22 protein-coding genes, 7 tRNA genes and 1 other RNA gene are annotated in these 23649 nt (G+C 43.9%); 17 read left to right on the forward strand and 13 right to left on the reverse strand.

Going from position 1 to position 23649, the window contains the following annotated elements:
• Positions 1–11: 11 nt before the first annotated feature.
• Entirely contained in the window at positions 12–602 is a 591-nt protein-coding gene (locus QUF19_RS04685) for a TetR/AcrR family transcriptional regulator (protein WP_017110059.1), read from the reverse strand.
• A gap of 197 nt (positions 603–799) precedes the next feature.
• On the opposite strand from QUF19_RS04685, the gene QUF19_RS04690 reads away from it, so the two are divergent.
• The 3 genes from QUF19_RS04690 (at position 800) to QUF19_RS04700 (ending at position 4461) form a co-directional block, all read left to right on the forward strand.
• On the forward strand, positions 800–1708 hold the full coding sequence (locus tag QUF19_RS04690; RefSeq protein ID WP_286296740.1) for a Tim44 domain-containing protein: 909 nt from the start codon (positions 800–802) through the stop codon (positions 1706–1708).
• A 203-nt stretch (positions 1709–1911) separates the two neighbouring features.
• Entirely contained in the window at positions 1912–2931 is a 1020-nt protein-coding gene (locus QUF19_RS04695) for a Gfo/Idh/MocA family protein (protein ID WP_286296745.1), read from the forward strand.
• Positions 2932–4461, forward strand: a complete 1530-nt coding sequence (locus tag QUF19_RS04700; RefSeq protein ID WP_286296750.1) for an SgrR family transcriptional regulator — start codon at positions 2932–2934, stop codon at positions 4459–4461.
• 125 nt (positions 4462–4586) lie between these two features.
• Here QUF19_RS04700 and QUF19_RS04705 read toward each other — a convergent pair.
• The 7 genes from QUF19_RS04705 to QUF19_RS04735 form a co-directional block, all read right to left on the reverse strand.
• Positions 4587–4671 (reverse strand) — tRNA-Tyr (locus tag QUF19_RS04705).
• Between the two features lie 102 nt (positions 4672–4773).
• Positions 4774–4858 (reverse strand) — tRNA-Tyr (locus QUF19_RS04710).
• A gap of 102 nt (positions 4859–4960) precedes the next feature.
• Positions 4961–5045 (reverse strand) — tRNA-Tyr (locus tag QUF19_RS04715).
• Between the two features lie 101 nt (positions 5046–5146).
• Positions 5147–5231 (reverse strand) — tRNA-Tyr (locus QUF19_RS04720).
• 102 nt (positions 5232–5333) lie between these two features.
• A tRNA-Tyr gene (locus QUF19_RS04725) sits at positions 5334–5418 on the reverse strand.
• A 102-nt stretch (positions 5419–5520) separates the two neighbouring features.
• A tRNA-Tyr gene (locus QUF19_RS04730) sits at positions 5521–5605 on the reverse strand.
• A gap of 101 nt (positions 5606–5706) precedes the next feature.
• A tRNA-Tyr gene (locus QUF19_RS04735) sits at positions 5707–5791 on the reverse strand.
• 550 nt (positions 5792–6341) lie between these two features.
• Between QUF19_RS04735 and QUF19_RS04740 the strand changes: the two genes are divergently transcribed.
• The gene (locus QUF19_RS04740) at positions 6342–7439 is read left to right on the forward strand and encodes an efflux RND transporter periplasmic adaptor subunit (RefSeq protein WP_286296751.1); all 1098 of its coding nucleotides are present in this window, start codon (positions 6342–6344) and stop codon (positions 7437–7439) included.
• Positions 7439–10552, forward strand: a complete 3114-nt coding sequence (gene vexH / locus QUF19_RS04745; protein ID WP_286296754.1) for a vibriobactin export RND transporter permease subunit VexH — start codon at positions 7439–7441, stop codon at positions 10550–10552. Before QUF19_RS04740 ends, vexH begins: the two co-directional genes overlap by 1 nt.
• Before the next feature lie 214 nt (positions 10553–10766).
• Here the strand turns inward: vexH and QUF19_RS04750 are convergent, their stop codons facing one another.
• A complete protein-coding gene (locus QUF19_RS04750; RefSeq protein WP_286296755.1) occupies positions 10767–11090 on the reverse strand; it encodes a DUF1244 domain-containing protein in 324 nt (107 codons plus the stop codon).
• 292 nt (positions 11091–11382) lie between these two features.
• Here QUF19_RS04750 and QUF19_RS04755 point away from each other — a divergent pair, with 292 nt between their 5' ends.
• The 4 genes from QUF19_RS04755 (at position 11383) to QUF19_RS04770 (ending at position 13908) form a co-directional block, all read left to right on the forward strand.
• Complete coding sequence (locus QUF19_RS04755; RefSeq protein WP_010430770.1) at positions 11383–12303, forward strand: IS5 family transposase; 921 nt, start codon at positions 11383–11385, stop codon at positions 12301–12303.
• A gap of 179 nt (positions 12304–12482) precedes the next feature.
• Positions 12483–12986, forward strand: a complete 504-nt coding sequence (locus tag QUF19_RS04760) for a hypothetical protein (protein WP_286296758.1) — start codon at positions 12483–12485, stop codon at positions 12984–12986.
• Between the two features lie 16 nt (positions 12987–13002).
• On the forward strand, positions 13003–13551 hold the full coding sequence (locus QUF19_RS04765; RefSeq protein ID WP_286296761.1) for a DUF3332 family protein: 549 nt from the start codon (positions 13003–13005) through the stop codon (positions 13549–13551).
• 84 nt (positions 13552–13635) lie between these two features.
• Complete coding sequence (locus tag QUF19_RS04770; RefSeq protein WP_286296764.1) at positions 13636–13908, forward strand: hypothetical protein; 273 nt, start codon at positions 13636–13638, stop codon at positions 13906–13908.
• A gap of 99 nt (positions 13909–14007) precedes the next feature.
• Here the strand turns inward: QUF19_RS04770 and QUF19_RS04775 are convergent, their stop codons facing one another.
• Positions 14008–15075, reverse strand: a complete 1068-nt coding sequence (locus QUF19_RS04775; protein WP_102266338.1) for a PLP-dependent cysteine synthase family protein — start codon at positions 15073–15075, stop codon at positions 14008–14010.
• A 129-nt stretch (positions 15076–15204) separates the two neighbouring features.
• Here QUF19_RS04775 and QUF19_RS04780 point away from each other — a divergent pair, with 129 nt between their 5' ends.
• Positions 15205–15678, forward strand: a complete 474-nt coding sequence (locus QUF19_RS04780; RefSeq protein WP_017105254.1) for an Lrp/AsnC family transcriptional regulator — start codon at positions 15205–15207, stop codon at positions 15676–15678.
• Positions 15679–15750: 72 nt separating this feature from the next.
• On the forward strand, positions 15751–16416 hold the full coding sequence (locus tag QUF19_RS04785) for a hypothetical protein (RefSeq protein WP_286296786.1): 666 nt from the start codon (positions 15751–15753) through the stop codon (positions 16414–16416).
• A 123-nt stretch (positions 16417–16539) separates the two neighbouring features.
• On the opposite strand, the gene tesB is transcribed toward QUF19_RS04785, so the two are convergent.
• Positions 16540–17400: an acyl-CoA thioesterase II gene (gene tesB / locus QUF19_RS04790; RefSeq protein WP_192890227.1), complete on the reverse strand. Its 861-nt coding sequence runs from the start codon at positions 17398–17400 to the stop codon at positions 16540–16542.
• Positions 17401–17568: 168 nt separating this feature from the next.
• Here tesB and QUF19_RS04795 point away from each other — a divergent pair, with 168 nt between their 5' ends.
• Entirely contained in the window at positions 17569–18009 is a 441-nt protein-coding gene (locus tag QUF19_RS04795; protein ID WP_102266342.1) for a YbaY family lipoprotein, read from the forward strand.
• A 101-nt stretch (positions 18010–18110) separates the two neighbouring features.
• Here the strand turns inward: QUF19_RS04795 and QUF19_RS04800 are convergent, their stop codons facing one another.
• Positions 18111–18413: an MGMT family protein gene (locus QUF19_RS04800; RefSeq protein WP_102266343.1), complete on the reverse strand. Its 303-nt coding sequence runs from the start codon at positions 18411–18413 to the stop codon at positions 18111–18113.
• Between the two features lie 51 nt (positions 18414–18464).
• On the opposite strand from QUF19_RS04800, the gene QUF19_RS04805 reads away from it, so the two are divergent.
• The 5 genes from QUF19_RS04805 (at position 18465) to QUF19_RS04825 (ending at position 23242) form a co-directional block, all read left to right on the forward strand.
• Complete coding sequence (locus QUF19_RS04805; RefSeq protein ID WP_017110050.1) at positions 18465–19208, forward strand: VP0952 family biofilm-associated protein; 744 nt, start codon at positions 18465–18467, stop codon at positions 19206–19208.
• A gap of 244 nt (positions 19209–19452) precedes the next feature.
• Positions 19453–19549: signal recognition particle sRNA small type (gene ffs, locus QUF19_RS04810), an RNA gene on the forward strand.
• Between the two features lie 138 nt (positions 19550–19687).
• Positions 19688–20311 carry a Tn7 transposase TnsA N-terminal domain-containing protein gene (locus QUF19_RS04815; protein WP_239929125.1) on the forward strand — a complete coding sequence of 208 codons (624 nt, stop codon included), beginning with the start codon at positions 19688–19690 and terminating at the stop codon, positions 20309–20311.
• 2 nt (positions 20312–20313) lie between these two features.
• Positions 20314–22179, forward strand: a complete 1866-nt coding sequence (locus tag QUF19_RS04820; RefSeq protein ID WP_286296804.1) for a Mu transposase C-terminal domain-containing protein — start codon at positions 20314–20316, stop codon at positions 22177–22179.
• Complete coding sequence (locus QUF19_RS04825) at positions 22148–23242, forward strand: TniB family NTP-binding protein (protein ID WP_286296806.1); 1095 nt, start codon at positions 22148–22150, stop codon at positions 23240–23242. The genes QUF19_RS04820 and QUF19_RS04825 overlap by 32 nt, the downstream gene beginning before the upstream one ends.
• 3 nt (positions 23243–23245) lie before the next feature.
• On the opposite strand, the gene QUF19_RS04830 is transcribed toward QUF19_RS04825, so the two are convergent.
• The gene (locus QUF19_RS04830) at positions 23246–23554 is read right to left on the reverse strand and encodes a helix-turn-helix domain-containing protein (protein ID WP_286296807.1); all 309 of its coding nucleotides are present in this window, start codon (positions 23552–23554) and stop codon (positions 23246–23248) included.
• Positions 23555–23649 lie beyond the last annotated feature (95 nt).

Below are 23649 nucleotides of genomic sequence, written 5' to 3' on the forward strand. Positions count from 1 at the left end.
TCCTTCGATGATTACCAGTTGGTGAGGTAGTTTGAGATTAGGTTATTAATCAGTTCTTTACCATCAATAGGCTCAGAAGCGAAAAATTTATCATCAACACTCAGCAGGGTTATTCCGTGAACACCAGACCATAACACGCGGCTTGCTTTCACAACTTCACTTTCGGTGTGTTCAGGCGCAATGGCCATTAATAATTGCTCTAGCATGCCCGTCATTTTATCGATTCGATTGGATTGCCACTCAGGAAGGTTTTCACCATTCATGTTGTGCTCGAAGATAAGTTGCCAGCGATGAGGATTTTTCTGTGCGTAGTCGTGGTAGCAATAAGCGAGGTTGAATAACGCTTGCTGTGGGTTGCTTGATTTCTCTACGGCTGATGCAGATTCAGAGGCGAGTTCGTCTAGTGTTTGAGCAACAACGTGCAAAAGCAACAGGTTATAGTTACCAAACACATTCACTAGAGTACTTGGTACATACCCAATCATATTGGCGATTTTGCGTAAACTTAACTCGTGATAAGAGTGCTCTTCTAGGAAGTCCGTCACCGTCTTTAAGGTGAGCTGAACCAGTTGTTCTCGAGTGTGATCGTTTCTTCGTGCCATGAGTAGTATCTAGTAAATGAACATCGTTCAATATTTTAATGCTGCCCCAGAGTGCCGTCAATCCTTTAGCTACATTAGTAAACAATTAATAACCGCAATATTATGATACATGTGTAAACGCAGTGAATATTTCATTGTTCTTTGTTAACGAGTATGATTAAGGTGTCGAAAGATAAAGAAACCTATAAAGGATAATAATGAAACGATTTTTCTCACTAGTCGCGATCCTGTTGGTAACAGTCGCGGTGACGCCAATCGCGGAAGCGAAAAAGTTTGGTGGTGGTAAGTCATTTGGCAAAAGCTTTAAAACGGCTCCAGCACCAAAACAACAAAATACGAATTCGATCCGACAAGATCAAACTGGTAAGAACACAGCAGCTAACTCTAGCAAGAAAGGCCTTATGGGTGGTCTGCTAGGCGGTTTACTTGCTGGTGGTCTATTAGCTGCGTTCTTCGGTGGCGCATTTGAAGGTATCCAGTTTATGGATATCCTGATTATGGGTCTGATTGCTTTCCTTGCGTTCAAATTCCTACGCGGAATGTTGGGGGCGAAGCAAGGCTCCATGAACCAGCAGAATGCACGTGGCCAACAGCCGGCATTCGGCGGCATGGGTCAGAACAAGTTTGAACAACCGCAGCAAAAGCCAAATGTTCATAACTTCGAGCAAGCACAACCTCAATCTCAAGGCGCTGCTGGCGGCTTTGGTTTTGGTGCGCAAAGCGATGTTCCACACAACTACCCACCGGGCTTTGATCAAGCAGCTTTCATCAATGGCTCGCGTGAGCACTACCGTACACTGCAAGGTGCATGGAACCACAACGAATTGAATACAATTGAAGAATACGTTTCTCCAAGCCTATTCGAAGACCTGAAAGCTGAGCGTGATAAGCTTTCTGGTGATCAACATACAGACGTAATGTACGTTGATGCTGAAATCGTTCGTGCTGACCATGACGGTAGCAAGGCTCAATTAAGCCTACAGTTTAGCGGTCGTTACCGTGATACTGCGGATGGTGTTGAAGAAGATATCACAGATATCTGGCACTTAGAGCGTGATCTAACTACTGACAATGCACCATGGCTCATTGTTGGTATTCAAGGTTAATCTATACTAAATACCATTCAATTTAGTCTTTGAATCAAACGCCTACTGAGCAATCAGTAGGCGTTTTTTATGGAAAGAAAACGGTAATTTCCCTTTCTTTGTCAGCGGGTGAGATAAATCATGAACAGGTTGGGTTATTTGTTCTCTATTTCATTGAATGAGTTCTGAGTAAACTGATACCAAACAATTGATTAGGTAATATGATGAGCGAAAACACAACGTCGGTGAAATGGGGTATTGCTGGTTTAGGCAACATAGCGAAAAGGTTCGCAACCGCACTCACTCAGCACTCTGAATATGGCGAGCTTTACGCTGTCGCTTCTAGGGACTCTGAACGAGCAAACGCGTTTGGTCAGAACTTTGATTGTGAGTTGAGTTATGGTTCTTATGAAGAGATGGCCAACAACCCGGATGTGGACGCAGTGTACATTGCCACAGTTCATCCATACCACAAACCGCTAGCGGAGCTGTTTCTGAGTCACAAAAAACATGTCTTGGTAGAGAAGCCTGCGTTTACTAATCTCACGGATTGGTTGGCAATGAAAGCTTTAGCTGACAAAAATGGGGTCTTGTTATTGGAAGCGATGAAAACTGTGGCATTTCCAGCGTACCGTGAGCTCAAATCTTATCTTGTTGAAAACAATCTACAGATTACCTCGATTGAAGCTGGGTTTGGCAACGAACATGACTATGATTCCAACTTGTTTATATTTAACCCAGATCTCTCGGGTGGTGCGACACTTGATGTTGGGGTTTATGGACTGTGGTTTTACTATGATTTATGTCGAAGCCTAGGCGTAACGCCTTCAGAGCCTAAGGTTGATATGTCGAGTATGTACAAGCAATCGAATGTGGATACCGATTCTCTGTTTACGTTCTCTCAAGGTATTGAAGGGAAAATATCGGCGTCTATCGTTTCTAATTTACCTCGCTCTGCCACATTACGTGGGCCTGAACTAACGATTACGATCAGAGACAAGTGGTGGAACCCAGAGACCATAGACATTGAATATCAGGGCACAAAGCACACCATTCAGCATAAAGTTGCGGGCAATGGTTTCGAATTCGAGATTGATCATATGTCTCAGTTGGCACGTGATAACAAGACTGACTCTGATGTTCTACTTTCTGATGTCTCCTTACAGGTTATCGAGACAATGGAGCGAGCATTGCTGAATGCAGGCTTCGGACACCTCACTAAGATAAAGACTTCAGAAAAATAGATGGCAAACAAAAAGCGACAACTCGAACTTTATGAACAGATATTTCAGGCGTTTGGCCCTGGAACCTCGCGATGTCAGATCAGTCAATTAGCGGCGCTGTTATTCGTCAGTGAGCGTCATGTTCAAACCATTATCAAAACGATGGTAAGGGAAGGTTGGGTCAAGTGGCAGGCGAGTTCAGGTCGCAACAAAAAAGCGTTATTAACATGCCTCGTTGAACCTATCGATGCGTGTTATACGCTGGTTCGTGAGTTGTCAGACGCGGGTAGTGTGGAGCAAATGCTTCCAATACTGAGTTTTGGTGGAAGGGATGCTGGTCTAGAGCTGCAATCGTTTTTAAGTCATGCCAATCAAGTCGCGCGTCGGGCCTATATCCCATTTCATCGAAAGCTAGAACAACTCCATCCTCATAAGGTGCTCCGACGAACTGAGCGCTTTTTAGTGAGCCAAGTGTGCCAGCGCCTTACGTATGTAGAGAATGACCAAACTGAGAATAACCAAGCAGGGAATGACCAGGCTAAGAATAGCCAAGTTCGAGGTGATTTGTCTTATCACTGGCAATCAAATGAAGATGCGACAGTGTGGCGCTTTCAAATTCGCAATGACGTGCATTTTCACGATGGCAGCCTTTTATTGAGCAAGGATATTGTTCGCTGCCTTCAATCTTTGACTCAGAGTGAGCATTGGCGTCTTGGCTATCAGCATGTAGCCGCCGTGGATCTCTATTCAGAAAATACAGTGGAAGTGCGTTTGAGTGAATCGGACTGGCATTTACCAAGGCTTTTGTCTCGCACTGAAGCGTCAATATTTCAAACGTCGATATCTGGAAAGCTTAATGGATCTGGTGCTTTTTCTCTCGATGTTTTCTCAGAGAACATGCTCCGCCTCAGTCGTAATAAGCTCTATTCACATCATGTGTCTATTTTGAATAGTATCGAGCTGTGGGTGTACCCAGAATGGGCAACGAGTAAGGTATGCGCTGAAAACAAGCTGTGCCTTGAAATGCCTGAAAAAACCAGTGCCGTACCGAGTGAAAACTATTCTACATTTTTGAAGATCCAAGCCCCAAGTCAGACTAACGAAACAACCCAAACAGTGACGGTTGAAGATACATCGGAATGCCAAAAACTTTTTACAAGCCTTGCTTCACCTGATGATAGTTCGGTGTTAATCGAATACGGAAACTATACCAAGATCGACGGAGTGGTGTTGTGCAGTCTTATTGACGAAGGTGATCCGTTGAGCGCTTGGCTTAGTTTCTTATCTCGCTTTCCGTTTTCTACTCTCAATGTAGATTCGCAGATCTTGGAGACGATTCGAACGTATCTTTCGTTGATTCGTCAGCAGCCTGATTTCAGTCGTTCGCTAGCCATACTAGCTGAATGCCGTCAGTGGCTGTCTGAGGTAGGTATTGTTACTGAGCTTAAGCATGAAGCGTTTGGATTAGAAGTATCAGAGCGGATACAAGGCGTACAAGTGAATGGTTTTGGCTGGTGTGAATTGAATAAATTATGGATTTCAGACAGTTAAGCACTGACGGTTAAAGAAAGTGATAAATCAGAAATAAGTAATCAACAAGTCAGAAACCAACAAGCCAGAAACGAAAAAAGCCAACTCAATAAGTTGGCTTTTCGATTTTCCAATTAAGGAGAATATGGTGGAGGGAGACGGATTCGAACCATCGAAGGCAGTGCCGGCAGATTTACAGTCTGCTCCCTTTGGCCACTCGGGAACCCCTCCAGGGTGTGTCTTACTCTTCACAAAGCAAGCCTAAATTGATGTTTTCCCATAAGCCCATCAACTAGGTTGTTCTCTTAACTCTCGAAAGAGGTAAGAAGAATATGGTGGAGGGAGACGGATTCGAACCATCGAAGGCAGTGCCGGCAGATTTACAGTCTGCTCCCTTTGGCCACTCGGGAACCCCTCCAGGGTGTGTCTTACTTTTCACAAAGTAAGCCTAAATTGATGTTTTCCCATAAGCCCATCAATCAGGTTGTTCTCTTAACTCTTAAAAGAGGTAAGAAGAATATGGTGGAGGGAGACGGATTCGAACCATCGAAGGCAGTGCCGGCAGATTTACAGTCTGCTCCCTTTGGCCACTCGGGAACCCCTCCAGGGTGTGTCTTACTTTTCACAAAGTAAGCCTAAATTGATGTTTCCCATAAGCCCATCAATCAGGTTGTTCTCTTAACTCTCGAAAGAGGTAAGAAGAATATGGTGGAGGGAGACGGATTCGAACCATCGAAGGCAGTGCCGGCAGATTTACAGTCTGCTCCCTTTGGCCACTCGGGAACCCCTCCAGGGTGTGTCTTACTCTTCACAAAGTAAGCCTAAATTGATGTTTTCCCATAAGCCCATCAACTAGGTTGTTCTCTTAACTCTTAAAAGAGGTAAGAAGAATATGGTGGAGGGAGACGGATTCGAACCATCGAAGGCAGTGCCGGCAGATTTACAGTCTGCTCCCTTTGGCCACTCGGGAACCCCTCCAGGGTGTGTCTTACTCTTCACAAAGTAAGCCTAAATTGATGTTTTCCCATAAGCCCATCAATCAGGTTGTTCTCTTAACTCTTAAAAGAGGTAAGAAGAATATGGTGGAGGGAGACGGATTCGAACCATCGAAGGCAGTGCCGGCAGATTTACAGTCTGCTCCCTTTGGCCACTCGGGAACCCCTCCAGGGTGTGTCTTACTCTTCACAAAGTAAGCCTAATTGATGTTTTCCCATAAGCCCATCAATCAGGTTGTTCTCTTAACTCTCGAAAGAGGTAAGAAGAATATGGTGGAGGGAGACGGATTCGAACCATCGAAGGCGGAGCCGGCAGATTTACAGTCTGCTCCCTTTGGCCACTCGGGAACCCCTCCAGGGTGTTTTTCCTAACTCATAATGGATAGGCTAAAGAGATGTTTTTCCCAACGCATCTCTCAAGTGCGGAGCGCATCATAGCAAACACGTTAAACCTGTAAAGAGTTTTTCTTATGGTTTTGTGTTGAATGCTGCCTTTTTGGGCAAAGATGGCGAAAAGTACGCATATTGCTCGGGAAGTGAACATCTGTACTAAGGTTTACGTATTAATAGGTAACGCCTTGAGGTAACTGGCTTTCTGTATTGTGTTTGGTTTGTGTAATTCGCTAAGAAACGTAAATGGAATTTAATCTAGATTTACACTTCTTGACGTTACAGCATTCATCAGTTGATAGAATACGGTTAATTTCATTTATAGATAATAATACCAATCGTAGTAAATCAAGGTGTCATCCTAGTTTGTTAAAATGCTCGATAACGGCGTTAGAATTTTTGATTGTAGAATAACTACTTATCGAAAACCCTGCCTTGTTCTCAAGCCTTTTTCCTGCGCTATTTCTGACCACTTACTCACTGTGATTGGTATAACCTTACTTGCAGACCATTATTATGAAGCGTAAATCTGTTTTAACCCTGCTTAGCTTGTCTATTCTTATGGCGTCTCCAGCCGCACTAGCAAAACGTCAGGGGCCTAGCACTGTAACGGTTGTTACTGAGCAGGTTGATATTCACCAAGTTAGCCAATCTCTTTCTCTGGTTGGTAAGTTAGAAGCCGAGCAATCTGTGATCATTACTTCTGAAGTAGCGGGCAGAGTTGACTCTATCAACATCAAAGCCAATCAAGATGTGACTAAAGGGCAGATGTTGGTTCAACTAGATGACGACAAAGCCAAGGCCGCGGTTGCAGAAGCTCAAGCGTACCTAAAAGATGAGAAACGTAAGCTCGCGGAATTCCAACGACTAGTGAAACGTAATGCGATTACGCAAACTGAAATTGACGCGCAGAAAACCAATGTTGAAATCGCCAATGCTCGATTGGCGGCTGCAAATGCCAACCTTAAAGATCTTCATATCAGCGCACCTTTTTCTGGCACGGTTGGTTTCATCGACTTTAGCCGCGGTAAAATGGTGACATCAGGCACTGAGCTTGTGACCTTAGATGATTTGTCTGTGATGCAGTTAGATCTTCAAATTCCTGAGCGTTACCTTTCTAAATTGTCTAAAGGTATGACAGTAACGGCTCGCACCAGTGCATGGGGTGAGACTCAGTTCACCGGTACTGTGGTTGGTATTGATTCACGTATCAACGCTGAAACCTTGAACTTACGAGTTCGTATCCACTTTGATAACAACAATGATTACTTGAAGCCAGGCATGTTAGTGGCCGCGGATATGGATTTCCCACCAGTCGAAGCACCGATTATCCCTGTTCAAGCGTTGGAGTACTCGGGTACGAAACGTTTTGTTTATGTGATTGGCGAAGATAATAAGGCAACTCGAACAGAAGTGTTCTTGGGTGCACGTATCGATAACGAAGTCGTGATTGATAAAGGCATCGAGATTGGTCAGAAGATCGTGGTGCAAGGTATTGTGAACATGCGTGATGGTGTGTTGGTTCAAGAACTTGCCGTTAATCGCCCCGCTAAACCTGACGGCGATACCGCTAATCTTGATGGTAATACCGCAACTCAAGAAGGTGCGAACTAATGTTGTTATCTGATGTTTCTGTAAAGAGACCAGTAGCGGCTATCGTATTGAGCTTGCTCTTGGTTGTATTTGGTATTGTATCGTTTAACAAGCTTGCTGTTCGTGAGATGCCTGACATCGAAAGCCCAGTAGTATCGATCAGTACTCGCTATGAAGGTGCATCAGCCACCATCATTGAAAGCCAAATAACCTCCAATCTTGAAGACCAGTTATCAGGTATCAGTGGTATCGATGAGATCGAGTCCACGACGCGTAACGGTATGTCGCGTATCACGATTACTTTCGAACTGGGCTACGACCTCAATACGGGTGTCAGTGATGTTCGTGATGCGGTAGCTCGTGCGCAGCGTTCGTTGCCCGATGAAGCCGATGACCCGATTGTTTATAAGAATAACGGTAGTGGTGAAGCCTCGGTATACATCAACCTAAGTTCAACCGAGATGGACCGAACGCAGTTAACCGATTACACCGAGCGTGTCTTGATTGACCGCTTTAGTTTGATTTCTGGTGTGAGCTCAGTGGACATCTCTGGTGGCTTGTACAAAGTAATGTACGTGAAGCTGAAACCTGCTCAGATGGCTGGTCGTGGTGTTACTACCTCGGACATCACTTCTGCGTTAAACAGTGAGAACATTGAAAGCCCGGGCGGTGAAGTTCGTAACGATGCGATTGTTATGTCGGTTCGTACAGCTCGTTCGTATACCCAAGCTGAAGATTTTGAATACCTAGTAGTTAAACGCGCCTCTGATAACACACCTATCTACTTGAAAGACGTAGCGGATGTTTACATTGGTGCTGAAAACGAAAACTCGACCTTTAAGAGTGACGGTGTTGTTAACGTTAGTATGGGCATTGTGCCTCAGTCAGATGCGAACCCACTTGAGGTTGCTGACTTAGTCCATAAAGAAGTTGAAGCGATTCAAAAGTTCTTGCCTGACGGTACTCGTCTAGCGGTGGATTATGATTCAACGGTCTTTATCGACCGTTCGATCTCGGAGGTATACAGCACACTCTTTATTACGGGTGGCTTGGTTATCCTCGTGCTTTACGTCTTTATCGGCCAAGCACGTGCAACCCTGATCCCTGCGGTGACGGTGCCTGTATCTTTGATTTCATCATTTATTGCGGCGTACTACTTTGGTTTCTCTATCAACCTGATTACCTTGATGGCACTTATCCTGTCTATCGGTTTGGTGGTAGATGACGCGATCGTGGTAGTAGAGAACATTTTCCACCACATTGAACGCGGTGAATCGCCACTGCTTGCCGCTTATAAAGGGACACGTGAAGTTGGCTTTGCGGTAATCGCAACCACGCTAGTTTTGGTAATGGTGTTCCTACCGATCTCGTTTATGGATGGCATGGTAGGTCTTCTGTTTACTGAGTTCTCGGTATTGCTGGCGATGTCGGTGATCTTCTCGTCTGTTGTGGCATTAACGCTAACACCAGTTCTGGGCAGTAAGATTCTAAAAGCGAACGTGAAACCAAACCGCTTCAATCGATTTGTTGAACGTGTGTTTGGCAAGCTAGAACTTGGATACAAAGCGGTATTGCGTCGTGCTCTAAACTGGCGTTGGGCTGCCCCAATCATCATTATTGCGTGTATGGGCGGAAGTTATGGTTTGATGCAACAAGTGCCTTCGCAGCTGACTCCACAAGAAGACCGTGGCGTTATCTTCGCGTTCGTTCGTGGTGCCGATGCAACCAGTTACAACCGCATGTCTGCCAACATGGACATCGTTGAAGAGCGCTTAATGCCGTTGCTTGGCCAAGGTTTCTTGAAATCATTCAGCATTCAATCGCCAGCGTTTGGTGGTAATGCGGGCGACCAAACTGGCTTCGTTATCATGATCCTAGAAGATTGGGACGAACGTGATGTCACGGCGCAAGAAGCCTTGAACGAAGTTCGTAAATCTTTGAATGGCATTCCTGATGTGCGTGTATTCCCATTCATGCCAGGCTTCAAAGGTGGTTCAAGTGAGCCAGTTCAATTCGTACTGGGTGGTTCTGACTACACTGAGCTTCAGAAGTGGGCAGAGCTCTTAAAGCAAGCAGCTGAAGACTCTCCAATGATGGAAGGTGCGGACATCGATTACTCTGAGAAGACACCAGAGTTATTGGTTACCGTAGACAAGCAGCGTGCAGCTGAGTTGGGTGTAAGCGTATCAGACATTTCAGACACGTTAGAAATCATGCTGGGTGGCCGCAGTGAAACCACTTTCGTTGACCGTGGTGAAGAGTACGATGTTTACTTGCGTGGCGATGAGAACAGCTTCAACAACGCGAACGATTTAAGCCAAATCTACATGCGAACTCAGTCAGGCGAGCTAGTAACGCTTGATACGCTGACGCACATTGAAGAAGTGGCATCATCGATTCGTTTATCGCACTACAACAAGCAGAAGTCGGTCACCATCAAAGCGAACCTAATGGAAGGTTACACGCTGGGCGATGCTCTTGATTTCCTTGATGAACAAGCGATTGAGAAGCTACCGGGTGACATCTCAGTTAGCTACTCTGGCGAGTCTAAAGACTTCAAAGAGAACCAATCGAGCATCTTAGTGGTGTTTGCGTTAGCGATGTTGGTGGCGTACTTGGTATTGGCCGCGCAGTTTGAGAGCTTCATTAACCCGCTGGTGGTGATGTTCACCGTACCTATGGGCATCTTTGGTGGCTTCTTAGGTTTGGTGTTGATGAGTCAAGGGCTCAACGTCTACAGCCAAATTGGTATGATCATGTTGATCGGTATGGTAACTAAGAATGGTATCTTGATCGTAGAGTTTGCTAACCAACTTCGTGACCGTGGTATTGAGTTTGAAAAGGCGATCATTGATGCTTCGGCTCGACGTTTACGTCCAATCATGATGACCGCATTTACCACGCTAGCAGGTGCAATTCCATTGATTACCTCAACAGGCGCGGGTTATGAAAGCCGAGTAGCGGTGGGTACGGTTATCTTCTTCGGTATGGGCTTTGCGACTTTGGTTACTCTGTTCGTTATCCCTGCGATGTACCGACTGATTTCTGGCTCTACGCGTTCTCCTGGTCATGTGGAAGCGGTTCTAAATAAAGAACTCAGCCATGATAACGTGGGAAGAACCTCTCACGGTTAGTCGGCAAAAACGAAGGGCTAGACTATAGAAAGTTGTTATAGCCCTTAAGTTTAAAGCTTGATAAAGAAAGCCCAGTAACTGGTGTCCAACTATTGGGGGTCAGTTCATTACTGGGCTTTTTGCTTGCTAAATATTGCTGATTGAAAGTAAGAATGCGTTCAATCGACAATAAAAATTCGCTCAGAATACGAACTTTTATTTGGTGTTCAATTTCTTAATTTTTTTTCGCTTGGCGAGCTTCAAATGCGGCCAATTGTTCAGGCGTCGCTTTCGGTTGATGGTTAGCTTTCCAATCATCGTAAGTCATGCCATAAACACGTTCACGTGCATCGTCTAAATCTAAATCGACTCCCATCATTTCAGCTTCTGCTGCATACCATTTGCTAAAGCAATTTCGGCAAAAGCCAGCCAAGATCATTAGGTCGATGTTTTGCACGTCTTTATTGTTGTCTAGATGAGATAATAGGCGACGAAATGAAGCTGCATCTAGCTTGTCTTGTTCTTCTTGAGTTAGTTGCTTGTATTTGAATTCAGCCAAAACTCTTTCCTTTTCAAGTTAATGATTATCCTTAATTAGAGTCTACACGGCTGCGAGATTGACGCCAATACTCATTCACTGGTTTGAGTATGTACCCCTCAGATCTCAAGGTTCTCATAAGATAATAAAATTACAACTAGACCGATCGGTCTGTGTTGTGTATTATTCATTCAACACTTCAAATTAGACAATCAGATCATTGAAGCAGTAAACGGCTTTGTTGCGTAATTCAATGGAACTAAATCAAGAACCTACGATCTGATCAGCTACGTTCACTCTATCTCGTAGCCCTATGCCTAAACCACGTTACAAAACAACCAACTGGAAGCAATACAACCAATCACTCATTAACCGTGGTTCTCTGACCTTTTGGATTGATGAAGAAGCAATAAGCGGGTGGGCGCAAAGCAAACAGAATAAGCGCGGGAGGCCGCGTCGGTTCAGTGATTTAGCTATCACGACAGCACTTATGGTCAAACGAGTTTTTTCTATGCCATTGAGAGCGCTTCAAGGATTTATCGACTCGATATTTAGGTTAGCTCATGTACCGTTAAGTTGTCCGCATTACACCTGCATCAGTCGTAGAGCCAAGCAAGTTGAGGTTTCATTTAAGACTAAAGCGAGAGGAGCAATACAGCACCTAGCTATTGATGCTACTGGCCTTAAGGTTTATGGCGAAGGTGAATGGAAAGTCAAAAAACACGGGACGGATGGCAAGCGTAGAGTCTGGCGAAAGCTTCATATTGCCGTCGATACCAACACTCATGAGATCATTGCCGCCGAGCTAAGTTTATCGACGGTTACAGATGGAGAAGTACTCCCGAACTTACTGAAACAAACACGCCGAAGTATCCTTGAGGTGTCTGGTGATGGCGCTTACGACACGAGAGCGTGTCACGCTGCTATTAAGATTAAGGGGGCCATTGCGCTTATTCCCCCAAGAGAAGGAGCAGCCTTCTGGGAGCGTGGTCACCCTCGAAATATTGCCGTGGGTTGTCAGAAGTTATACGGCTCAAATAAGTATTGGAAAGAGCGGTATGGATACCACAAACGTTCACTCTCAGAAACGGCGATGTATCGAGTTAAACAGTTACTAGGAGGACGATTGAGCTTAATAAATTATAATGCACAGGTGGGTGAAACTTACGCGATGATAAAAGCGTTGAACAAGCTTACTGGATTAGGTATGCCTGAAACTTGTCGTATTGACTAAGAAATACGCGAAATGGGGCTGCTCTGTCTCTAAACTGAATTACGCAACAAAGCCCAACGAATGCAGAAAATGTAGAACAAGAGGCACAATCTGAAAATAATTATCACAGCCAAGATGTCCGAAATGTTCAAAGTAGTATTAAAGCTGGATACGATACACAAGAGTTTGATCGATATGACGTGAATATAATAGGCGTTGAAGCTACCTATGGTATTAATGATAAAGCTAGCATCGGTTTAAGCTACGATACTCTTGATATTGACTTTGGTAATGATATTTTAAATGACCATTCTGATAGAGAAGATGTCATTACACTATCTGGCCAATACAATATTTCAAACAACATTGTTATTGATGGTGAGTGGAATATCTCTGGAGACTACGACAATCTTACAGTCGGTGGTAACTACGTCGCTGATGCTGGCTTTGGTGTATGGAACGTGGGTGCCAACTATTCAACTGGTGATGTGAGCGACGGCTTTGACCTGGAAGCGGGCGTTTTGGTGCCATTTGGTAACATGTATTACCGCGGTGATTTTACTTACTTCTTGGATTCTGATGTCGACACTGTGTTTGAAAATGCTCTGGGTTGGACTAACGGCAATGTTGATGTGAATGCATCCGTAACTATGTATGAATTTGATGATACCTCTGTTGGTATTGAATTCGGTTACTATTTCTAAGTCGTAGGTAGATGAAATGAAAATTTTTAGTAAAAATAGCTCAATCAAGCTTGCGGGTATCCTGTTACTTGCCCCGATTCTTAGCGGTTGTGTCGGTAGCAATTTCACGACTAAAAAGTTAATGGAATTCAACGTAAAGGTTGTTGATAACCGCTATGCACGTGGCGGTGTTAACTTCTTATTGGCACCCGTTTATGGCTTTACAACATTGGCTGATTACTTCGTTATTAACTCAATTGAGTTCTGGACGGGGTCAAACCCTTTCGACGGCACTCCGCATATCTTTGATAGTAAAGTCGAGACAATGATTGATATTAACGGTGATCTCGATCCTTCATTGCGTGATGCACCGATTGATCCTCTGACGTACCAATACATTGAAGACAGTCACATAAGAACCATTGACGAAAATACTATTGAGATGGAAGTGACTTATGTTGACGGCACTTCTTCAACGGTAACCGGCGTGAAGGAAGGTGCAAACGTTCAGTACTTTGTTGATGGTGAGTTTGTCTCTGAAACCTCTGTAGAGGCGTTATCAGAAGCATTTGAAGTGAGCTCATAATCATCCATTGTTAAAGGGAACGTTATTGTTCGCCTATTATTTCCAAACATTTACGATTAATAATGAAGCTTTCAGGATATTAATATGAATCAATTTGGCGTGACTGGTTTTATTGTGAAAAGTAGCCTTACTAAAAATAACATTCAACCTGTAGATGATATATCTTATCCGGGATGTAGCTTTTTAGTGCAAACAGATAACTTTCTAGTGTCATGTTGTTCATTAGATAAATATATTCATAATGCGTTTGAAACTCTGTTTAACACAAAAGGAAAAGTTAAACTGGAAGGGTTTTTGTTTGTAGATACTTATAGTGATAATGCGTCTTTGTCCGTAGAGACAAAAATAACACAGTAATAGCGATTAATAAGCGTCTTAATAGGGGCTTGTTATAAAGAAAAAGGACGAAGTTAACTTCGTCCTTTTTTGTCATTGTAAAATTGTCAGTTAATGAACTTAAGCCAATTCACCGGTTTGCGAGAAAGCTTCTAACTTCGCCGCGTACGGTTGTAGGTCGCCAATGTTGTTGTTCACCCACTCATCATTGAAGTAAGTGTCTAGGTAACGCTCGCCGCTATCACATAGTAAAGTCACGATAGAACCTGTTTCGCCACGCGCTTTCATCTCACTTGCCAGCTGAAGCACACCATACATATTCGTACCCGTTGATGCGCCCACCTTACGACCTAGAATGTCAGACAACCAATGTGTCGTTGCAATGCTTGCTGCATCTGGGATTTTACGCATTTCATCAACTACACCAGGAATGAAGCTTGGTTCTGCACGTGGGCGACCAATACCTTCAATTTTGCTGAATGTGTTGCCTTTCACGTTCGCATTGCCCGTTTGGAAGTATTCGTGGAATACTGAGTTTTCAGGGTCGACAACACAAAGCTTGGTTTCATGTTGTTGGTAGCGAATGAAACGGCCGATTGTTGCTGAAGTACCACCCGTGCCTGGGCTCATTACTACCCACGTTGGAACTGGGTGATCTTCCATCTGCATTTGATTGAAAATCGAGTTCGCGATGTTGTTGTTACCACGCCAGTCAGTTGCGCGTTCTGCGTAAGTAAATTGGTCCATGTAGTGGCCATTCAGTTCTTCAGCTAAACGACGAGACTCATCGTAAATCTCATCTGAGCGATCAACAAGGTGCGCTTGGCCGCCGTAGAATTCAATCTGCTCAATTTTTTTCTTCGCTGTGCACTTAGGCATTACCGCAATAAACGGAAGACCAAGCAGGCGAGCAAAGTACGCCTCAGACACAGCCGTGCTGCCAGATGAAGATTCAATAATCGTTGTTTCTGGGCCAACCCAACCGTTACAAATCGCGTATAAGAACAGAGAACGCGCTAAGCGGTGCTTCAAAGAGCCTGTTGGGTGTGTGCTTTCATCTTTAAGGTAGATATCAATGCCTTCGATGCTTGGAAGGTCTAGCTTGATAAGGTGCGTATCCGCTGAGCGTTGGTAGTCCGCTTCAATTTTACGAATCGCGTTGTTAATCCATTGATGGTCAGTGCACATAAGCGTTCTCCTGATCTTGTGTAGGAATTTCTTGTAATTGGTATGGTTATAATTTAGCTAGAATTCGAGAGAAAAACTTTGCCATATTTGCTTTGTTTTGACTAAAATGTAGAAAATTATTCTATTTAAATGCGATTTGGTGAAAGTGTGATAGATGCCGTAGATAAAAAGATATTAAGTTTGCTGCAAGAAGACAGCACGCTGTCATTGAACGATATTTCAGAGGCAGTCAACCTAACAACCACGCCCTGTTGGAAAAGACTGAAGCGTCTTGAAGAGAACGGTATTATTGAAAAAAGAGTGGCGTTGCTGAACCCTGAGAAGCTTGATCTTGCTTTTACCGCGTTCGTATTGGTGAAAACAAGCAACCATTCTCATGAGTGGTATGGCCGCTTTGTGAATACTGTGTCGGACTTTCCAGAAGTGATGGAGTTCTATCGAATGGCTGGCGAGTATGATTATATGATGAAGGTTCAGGTTAAAGACATGAAGTGCTTTGATGACTTCTACAAGCGCTTGGTGAATAGTATTGATGGTATCTCGAATGTGACCTCGACGTTTGCCATGGAACCATTGAAGTACACAACAGCACTGCCGCTGTAAGTTAAATCTAGCCTCACGTTACATCTTGTCTCAGTTTAGACATCGCCTCTGCGATAAAGAAAAGGATTATTCATGTTTGCAAAAATCTCTACCGCGATCCAATTGGTGTTAGCCGTCGCCATTTTTTATTTAGGCTACACCATCTATTCGTTTACCAATAAAGTCGGTGAGATCGTCGATACTTATCCGCAGGTTATCGAAGACTTATCGGGCCTCACCAAAGGGTTAAAAGTCGAAGAGATGTTAGCGTTTGCTGAGCATGTCAGTGAATTGGCTCCTCAGGTGTTAAGCACCGTCGACGAAGTCAGAAAGACCATCGATGAAGTGAATCAAACCGTTTCGTCTGTTGATGGAAAAATTCCCGCGATTTTGGATGAAGTGAAAAACGTTCGTACCGAAGTCGAGCAGGTAAGAACTGAGGTTATCCCGCCAGCATTAACTGAATTAAAACGATACCGTGTCGATGTGATGCCACCGATGCTTGCCGAGAGTAAGTCTTACCGTCAACAAACCATCCCAGTGATTGTGGCTGAATCTGAAATGCTAAGAGCGGAAGTGCCGGGTATTTTGGCGCAAGCGAATTTGTTAGCCGATAAGAGTAAAGAATTAGCTCAGGGCGCTGCAGAAGGCGCAGTAAAAGGTGTTGTGCTATCGCCATTCAATCTACTGCGAGACGCGAGTGATGGCATCAAAACGCGAGTACAAAGCGAATTCGAACCTACGCTCGAAGCTGAATAGAAGTTACTGATTCTGAGCAACAGCTTTTCGTAGCGTAATAAAAAAGAAAAGGGGCTAGGTATCAAACCTAGCCCCTTATTATTTGATGGTGCATGTGTTGTGTTTGTAAAAAGCGTCGACTCATTACTTAGTAAAGCGCATCACACCTTCTTGAACGGCTGTCGCTACTAGCTCACCTTTTTGATTGAAGATCTCGCCACGAACTAGGCCGCGAGTGTTCGCTGCCGTTGGGCTTTCAATCGCATAAAGCAGCCATTCATCCATCTTGAATGGGCGGTGGAACCAGATCGAGTGGTCAATCGTCGCCACTTGGAAGTTTGGCGTCATGATTGAAACTTCATGTGGGTGCAGTGCCGTAACCAAGAATCCCCAATCCGATGCGTAAGCAAGCAGGTATTGGTGAATGAGTTGGTTATCTGGCAACGCACCATTCGCTCTCACCCAAAGATACTGCTTTGCTTCGGCCTTTTTAGGCTTCAGCGGATTAACGACAGTAACAGGGCGCATCTCGATCGGCTTTTCGCCACAGAAAGTCTTACGCAGTTTCTCTGGTAAGAACTCAGCAATATGACTCGCTAGCTCAGTTTCAGAGGCAAAATTTTCTGGCCCAGGGATGTTTGGCATTTCATTTTGGTGTTCAAAACCTGGTGCATCACCATGGTAAGAAGCCGTGAGGTAGAAAATAGGGCGGCCATTTTGAATCGCTTTAACACGGCGCGTGCTGAAGCTGCGTCCATCTCTTAGGTTCTCAACATCGTAAATGATTGGCTTTTCAGGATCGCCGGGGAATAGAAAATAACTGTGGAACGAGTGAACACTGCGGTCGTCTTGAACAGTATAACGGGCAGCGGAAAGCGCTTGCCCCAATACCTGACCGCCGTATACCTGTGGCAGGCCAAGGTTCTCACTTTGCCCACGGAATAAACCTTCTTCCAGTTTCTCTAGCTGAAGTAAACTTAGTAATTCTTGTAAAGGTTGACTCATCGCCAGCATTCCTCTTCGTAAAATGGGTGTCAGATTATGGTGCTAATCATTTAGCTTAGTCAGATATCTGTCAATAAATCATAGGGTTTCAAGACAGAATATGAAAGCTCTCTTATAATTGGTGGGTAGATTTGCCGAGTCCGGCAAACATGTTGAGAGAAATTGAATATGAAAAAGGCTCTAATTCTTATTACGTCTTTAGTATCGTTTGGCCTACTTGTTGGTTGCCAAGCAACATCAGAAACGAAGACTTCTCAGGAAGTGGTTGCAGAGAACGCTCAAGTGATTTCAGGAACAGTAAGCTATCGCGAAAGAATTGCATTGCCCGAGAATGCAGTGGTTACCGTAACGCTAGAAGATATTTCACTGGCTGACGCACCATCGACCGTTATCGCGACTCAAGAATTCACTACTGATGGTAAGCAAGTCCCGTTCGCATTCGAGTTGAGCTACGATAACAACAAGATTCAACCAAACCACCGTTACAACATGCGCGCAACGATTCATGTTGACGGCAAACTACGTTTCACAACAGACACGATTAAGTCAGTGATTACCGACGTAGAAAACACGCAACAAGCAGACCTACGCTTGGTTGGTGTTCGTTAATTAGAAATGGATGCCAATATTAAGGCATCTTGGTTAGTTGGTTAGTTGGTTAGTTGATTAGCTAATCCGTCTACTCGCTAACTAGGTGATTAATGGCAGCTCTAGGGCTGCCATTTGTATATTCTGAGTTTAACCCTTCCTGCATCACTCACTTCAATCCCTTCTTCGACCAGATGCTTCTTCTGGCGATCAAACGAATCACCTTTCAAAGATATCTCCCCCTTACTATTGATCACCCTATACCAAGGCAGTTTGCTACCTTCTGGTAAGTTACCTAATGCTTTACCGACATGTCGTGCATAACCCGGAAAACCTGAAAAACGTGCTATGTCTCCATAAGTTGTTACTTTTCCATATGGAATTTGGTGAATCACTGCAAAGATTTGGGGCAAAAATTGGTCCATACTAAAAATTCCTAGTTCATTAATACCACGGATCGGTAGAAGGAGAGGGCTATGGTATTTTCAACGTTTCAGTTCTTGATAACCACATTATTAGCCGTTGTTTGTGCGAGAGCAATCAGTTTAAGTGAGGGAGATATCCCAGTGCTTGCAATGGTCATCCCTGCATTATGGATATTACCGCAGGGCGGAATTGCAGGATTAGTTCTGTTGGTTTCCATGACGACTTACGGTTTAACGCTGCCCCTACAACCCATCACGCTCTCTGTTAGTGCGTGGGTGCTATTCCCATTATTGATGGTGGTCTTTTCAAAACGCAGTAGCTTGTCGGTTGTTATTATTTCGGGATTAATTGTCGCGACCCTACAAGTCGGGATCATGGTGACTCAATCCGCGGGTAAGCTTGATGGCGCACCTTGGATTACCACACTGCAAACCTTGTCGATCATCATGATTTGGTGGGCGGCGAATCACCTTAAGCCAGCCAGCCGACACAGCTGGTGGTCATTAGGCTTGATTCTTCCATTATGGATGGCCGATTTACCTTACGCGGCTTTGGTTGCCTTATGTGTTACAGGCATCATGGCATCGATGGAAACCCTCACTCGCTTGAAAACCTTCCGTTGGAATAAGTTATTGTGTTGGACATTGCCGACAGTTGGTTTTGCCGCACTAGTGATTACACCCAGCATTGAGGTACCAAGCCCTGTCTTTGTGGTGTGGTTATGTTTGTTGGGCACCGCATGGATGACAGACTACATCATCCGCACGGAAGAGAACGAAGACGCCGACCTCTAGCTGAAGTGAATGGTATTCTGCTTGCAATGATAAAAGCGAGCACATGTGACTTGAATGAATGTGTTATGAAACAAAGACAAAGCTGATGCTTTATCCGACAGTTTTACGGTGTGTTGGGTAAAGGGTAATCACTTAAACCACATTTGTTTAAAAAGAGTCGCTTTGTGCTTGCAATGGTTGCTGCGATGCTTAATAATCCAATCACTCTTTGAGGCAAGCCTCTTAGAAAAAGAATCTATGGAGGCTCTGGTCCTCCCGCAACACTAACTTGTGAACTCGGTCAGGCCTGGAAGGGAGCAGCCGCAGCAGGCGACGTGTGTGCCGGGATGTGGCTGGGGCTTCCACCCATATGAAGCCTGCAATATATGTTCGCATAAATTGCAGGCTTTCTTCATTTCTGCATCATAAGTCTTCATATTTGCACCATAAGTCTTCATAGTCTATTTTTTGTTGTAGGTTTACAACAAAAGTGATTTGCTATGTTCGATCAAACCAAGAAATCATCTTACGTACACAACATCTGTAAGTTCATGAGCTTGAAGAATGATGCTGTTGTTCGCACTCTCTCCATTTTGGAGTTCGATTTCTGCTTTCACCTCGAATATAACGCAAACATTAAAAGTTTTACCTCTCAACCTTTTGGCTTCCACTATCAATTCAATAATCGTAAGTGCCGATATACCCCAGATTTTTTAGTAACAGATCACAACGAGCAGTCAACCCTCTTCGAAGTAAAACACTCTAGTCAGATTCTCAAACCTGATTTCAGGAATAGATTTGAAGAGAAACAAAGAGTTGCGTTGAATGAGTTCAACAGACGCTTAGTTTTGGTTACTGAGAAACAAATTAGAATGGGTCCGACGTTAGATAACTTTAAGTTACTACACCGTTATTCCGGATTGCGAACCGTGACTGAGTTTCAAAAGCTAGTATTGGCGTTTATTCAACGAAAACAAATGGTGCAGCTACAAGAGGTGTCTTTGTATTTCGGTTTATCGGAGCAAGACACACTTATCTCTACTCTTCCTTGGATCTCTTCGGGGCAAATCAAAACAGACCTCAACAATATTGGCTTTGGCCTCGAAACCTACGTTTGGTGTTAACTATGCCATCGGACTCTAACAACATATTTGGGTTCTTTGATGAATTTGAGGCTTCAGAGGGAGAGTCTCAGCAGCTTCCAATAGAGCTAATTCATGAACCTATTGAAATCTCCTCAACTATTGATTCTCAATCACCGAAGGTACAGCAAGAAGTTATCCGTCGTATCAAAATCATCGCGTTCGTAGAGAAGCGTTTAAAAGGCGGATGGACCGAGAAAAACTTGAACCCTCTCTTAACTCTTGTGGAATCGGAATTACAACTCATTCCCCCGAGTTGGCGAACTTTAGCAACTTGGAAAAAATCTTACTTTGAAGCGGGTAAAGACCCATGTGCGCTTATTCCTAAGCATACGTTTAAAGGCAATCGACAAAAAGAGTTCGATTCTCAATCTTTAGTTGATGAAGCAATTAACAGCGTATACCTGACTCGTGAACGCTTAAGTGCTGCTGAAGCATATCGATACTATAAGAGTCGAGTGATTCAATTAAATCGTGGGATTGTCGAGGGGAAAATAAAACCAATTGCCGAACGTTCTTTTTACAATCGAATACACGACTTACCTCCTTATGAGGTAGCGATTGCAAGGTTTGGTAAACGATACGCAGACCGAGAATTTCGCTCGGTTGGTCAGCAAGTAGTTTCGACCAAACCAATGGAATATGTCGAAATTGACCATACACCAGTCCCAGTAATTTTGATTGATGACGAGCTAGATATTCCTTTGGGACGCCCCTATCTGACGATGCTATATGACCGCTTCAGTAAATGTATCGTTGGGTGCAGTATCAACTTTAGAGAGCCTAGTTTTGACTCTGTCAGGAAGGCGCTATTGAACTCGCTACTAGATAAGAACTGGGTCAAACGAAGGTATCCATCTATTGATAATGCATGGCCTTGCCACGGTAAGATTGACTGTTTAGTTGTCGACAATGGTGCCGAGTTTTGGAGCCAAAGCTTGGAAGATTCGTTACGGCCTCTAGTGTCTGATATCCAATACAGCCAAGCCGCTAAACCTTGGCGTAAGTCAGGGATCGAAAAGCTGTTTGATCAGATGAACAAAGGGTTAGTGAACGCACTGCCTGGAAAAACGTTCACCAATCCTACTCAGCTACAAGATTACAACCCAAAGAAGGATGCGGTGGTTAGAGTTTCTGTATTTCTTGAATTACTTCATAAATGGATTGTCGATTATTACCACATGGCACCAGATTCAAGAGAACGTGATATCCCATACCACAAGTGGAACCAATCGGAATGGACTCCCTCCTACTACGTTGGTGCTGAGAAGGAGCAGTTGAGAGTTGAGCTAGGTTTGCTTAGACACCGAACTATTGGAGTGGCAGGGATCAGGCTTCATAACCTACGTTATCAGTCCTCCGAACTTATTGAATACCGTAAATATTGGGCATCTAACAATGGCAAAAAGCTGTTTGTTAAGACCAAAACAGACCCTTCAGATATCAGCTACATCCATGTTTACCTAGAATCGGAAAAGAGGTACATAAAAGTTCCAGCGGTAGACAACAGTGGATATACAAAAGGACTGTCCCTTTTCGAACATGAGCGCATACAAAAAGTACGCAGGCTTAACACTAAGCAGCTTGCTGATGATGAGGCGCTTGCGGATACATTTCTGTATATGAAGAAACGTATTCAGGAAGAAACCGATAGATTCCGCGGTGCAAAAAGCAATAAGGCTAGCTTGCCTAAAACGGGCAATACTTCGAAATTAGCAAAGTTTAATGATGTGGGCTCAGACGGACCAGGCTCAATCAATACGACTCCAGTAAAACAAGAAACCACGGTAGTGTTCGATGTCTCAGAGCAATTATCTGATGATGATTTTGAAGATATTGAGGGGTATTAATTTGAACTTAACGTCTAGTCAGTTTGAGCAGCTAAGATCCTTTGAAACCAGCTTTATCGAGCACCCTGCGATAACTGAAATCTACTCCATTTTCGATCAACTTCGTTTTAATCACTCCCTTGGCGGTGAGCCGGAGTCTTTCTTGTTAACTGGTGAGGCCGGAAGTGGAAAGACGGCTTTGATTAACAGCTATCTATCACGCTTTCCGTCGAGTTGCACTTGGAGCAAACAACCTGTTCTTAGCACCAGAGTGCCAAGCCGCATAAATGAACAGAACACGCTTATGCAGTTTTTAGTCGATTTAGATGGAAAGTCTGGGGGAAGAGGTACTCGACGACGTAATGAAATTGCTCTTGGTGAGGCTGTTGTAAAGCAACTCAAACGTAAATCTGTTGAGCTGATTATCGTCAATGAAATTCAAGAGCTTGTGGAGTTTTCTACAGCAGAAGAAAGGCAAGCTATTGCTAATACGTTCAAATATATAAGTGAAGAAGCAAAAGTCTCGTTTGTGCTGGTTGGTATGCCGTATGCTGATGTAATAGCGACAGAGGCACAATGGAATTCGCGATTAAGTTGGAGACGAAAGATTAACTATTTCAAGCTGTTGAAAGCTAAAAGCCATTCGAATGGAACGGTATCTTATAATTTTGACTTGGAGCAAAAAAAGCACTTTGCTAAATTTGTTGCTGGTTTGAGTGCGAGAATGGGCTTTGATGAACCGCCAGTGCTTACAAAAAATGAAGTGTTATATCCTTTGTTTGTTATGTGTAAAGGGGAGTGCCGAGCGTTGAAGCACTTCTTGAAAGACGCATTACTTATGAGTTTTAATGAGAATGCCGATACGATAGACAAAGCGCTATTGTCGCGCACGTTTTCATTTAAGTTTCCCTACTTGGATAATCCTTTTAATTGTCCTGTAGAGAAGCTTCGTCTTCATCAAATTGACTCTGGATCGTCTTACAACCTAAATGCCATTACTTCAGAAGATAAGATACTAGCTCCACGATTTACGGATGCAATTCCGTTGAGCATGTTATTGAGCAAAAATGGACTTAGAGCTTAAGTATTACTTCTCGCTCTTTAGGTTCTCCAGTAACACCGTCTTCTCTTCATCACTCATCTTATCAATTGCGCATGCTAACTCAGCGCTCAATTCGCTCCTACAGAAAAAGTAGTTTAGCGGCACATCTAACTCCTCAGCCATACGTTCAAGCGTACCAATATCGGGTACATGTCTGCCTTTCTCGTAATGATTCATACGACCGCTAGCAGAACTCTGCTCCATACCAATTTTCACCCCTAAATCTTTTTGGGTGATCTTGGCTTTTTTACGCGCAGCTTTGAGCCTCGCTGGGATGGGGTTGTCTTTTTGCACTTACACATTTCTTTTCAACCTTTAGATAACTTAGATTGTCTAAGTTTTACTGATTTTTGTATACTTAGCAATCCTAAGTTTTTATTGCGTGCAAG

The organism is Vibrio sp. FE10 (assembly GCF_030297155.1).
Lineage (GTDB): Bacteria > Pseudomonadota > Gammaproteobacteria > Enterobacterales > Vibrionaceae > Vibrio > Vibrio apostichopi.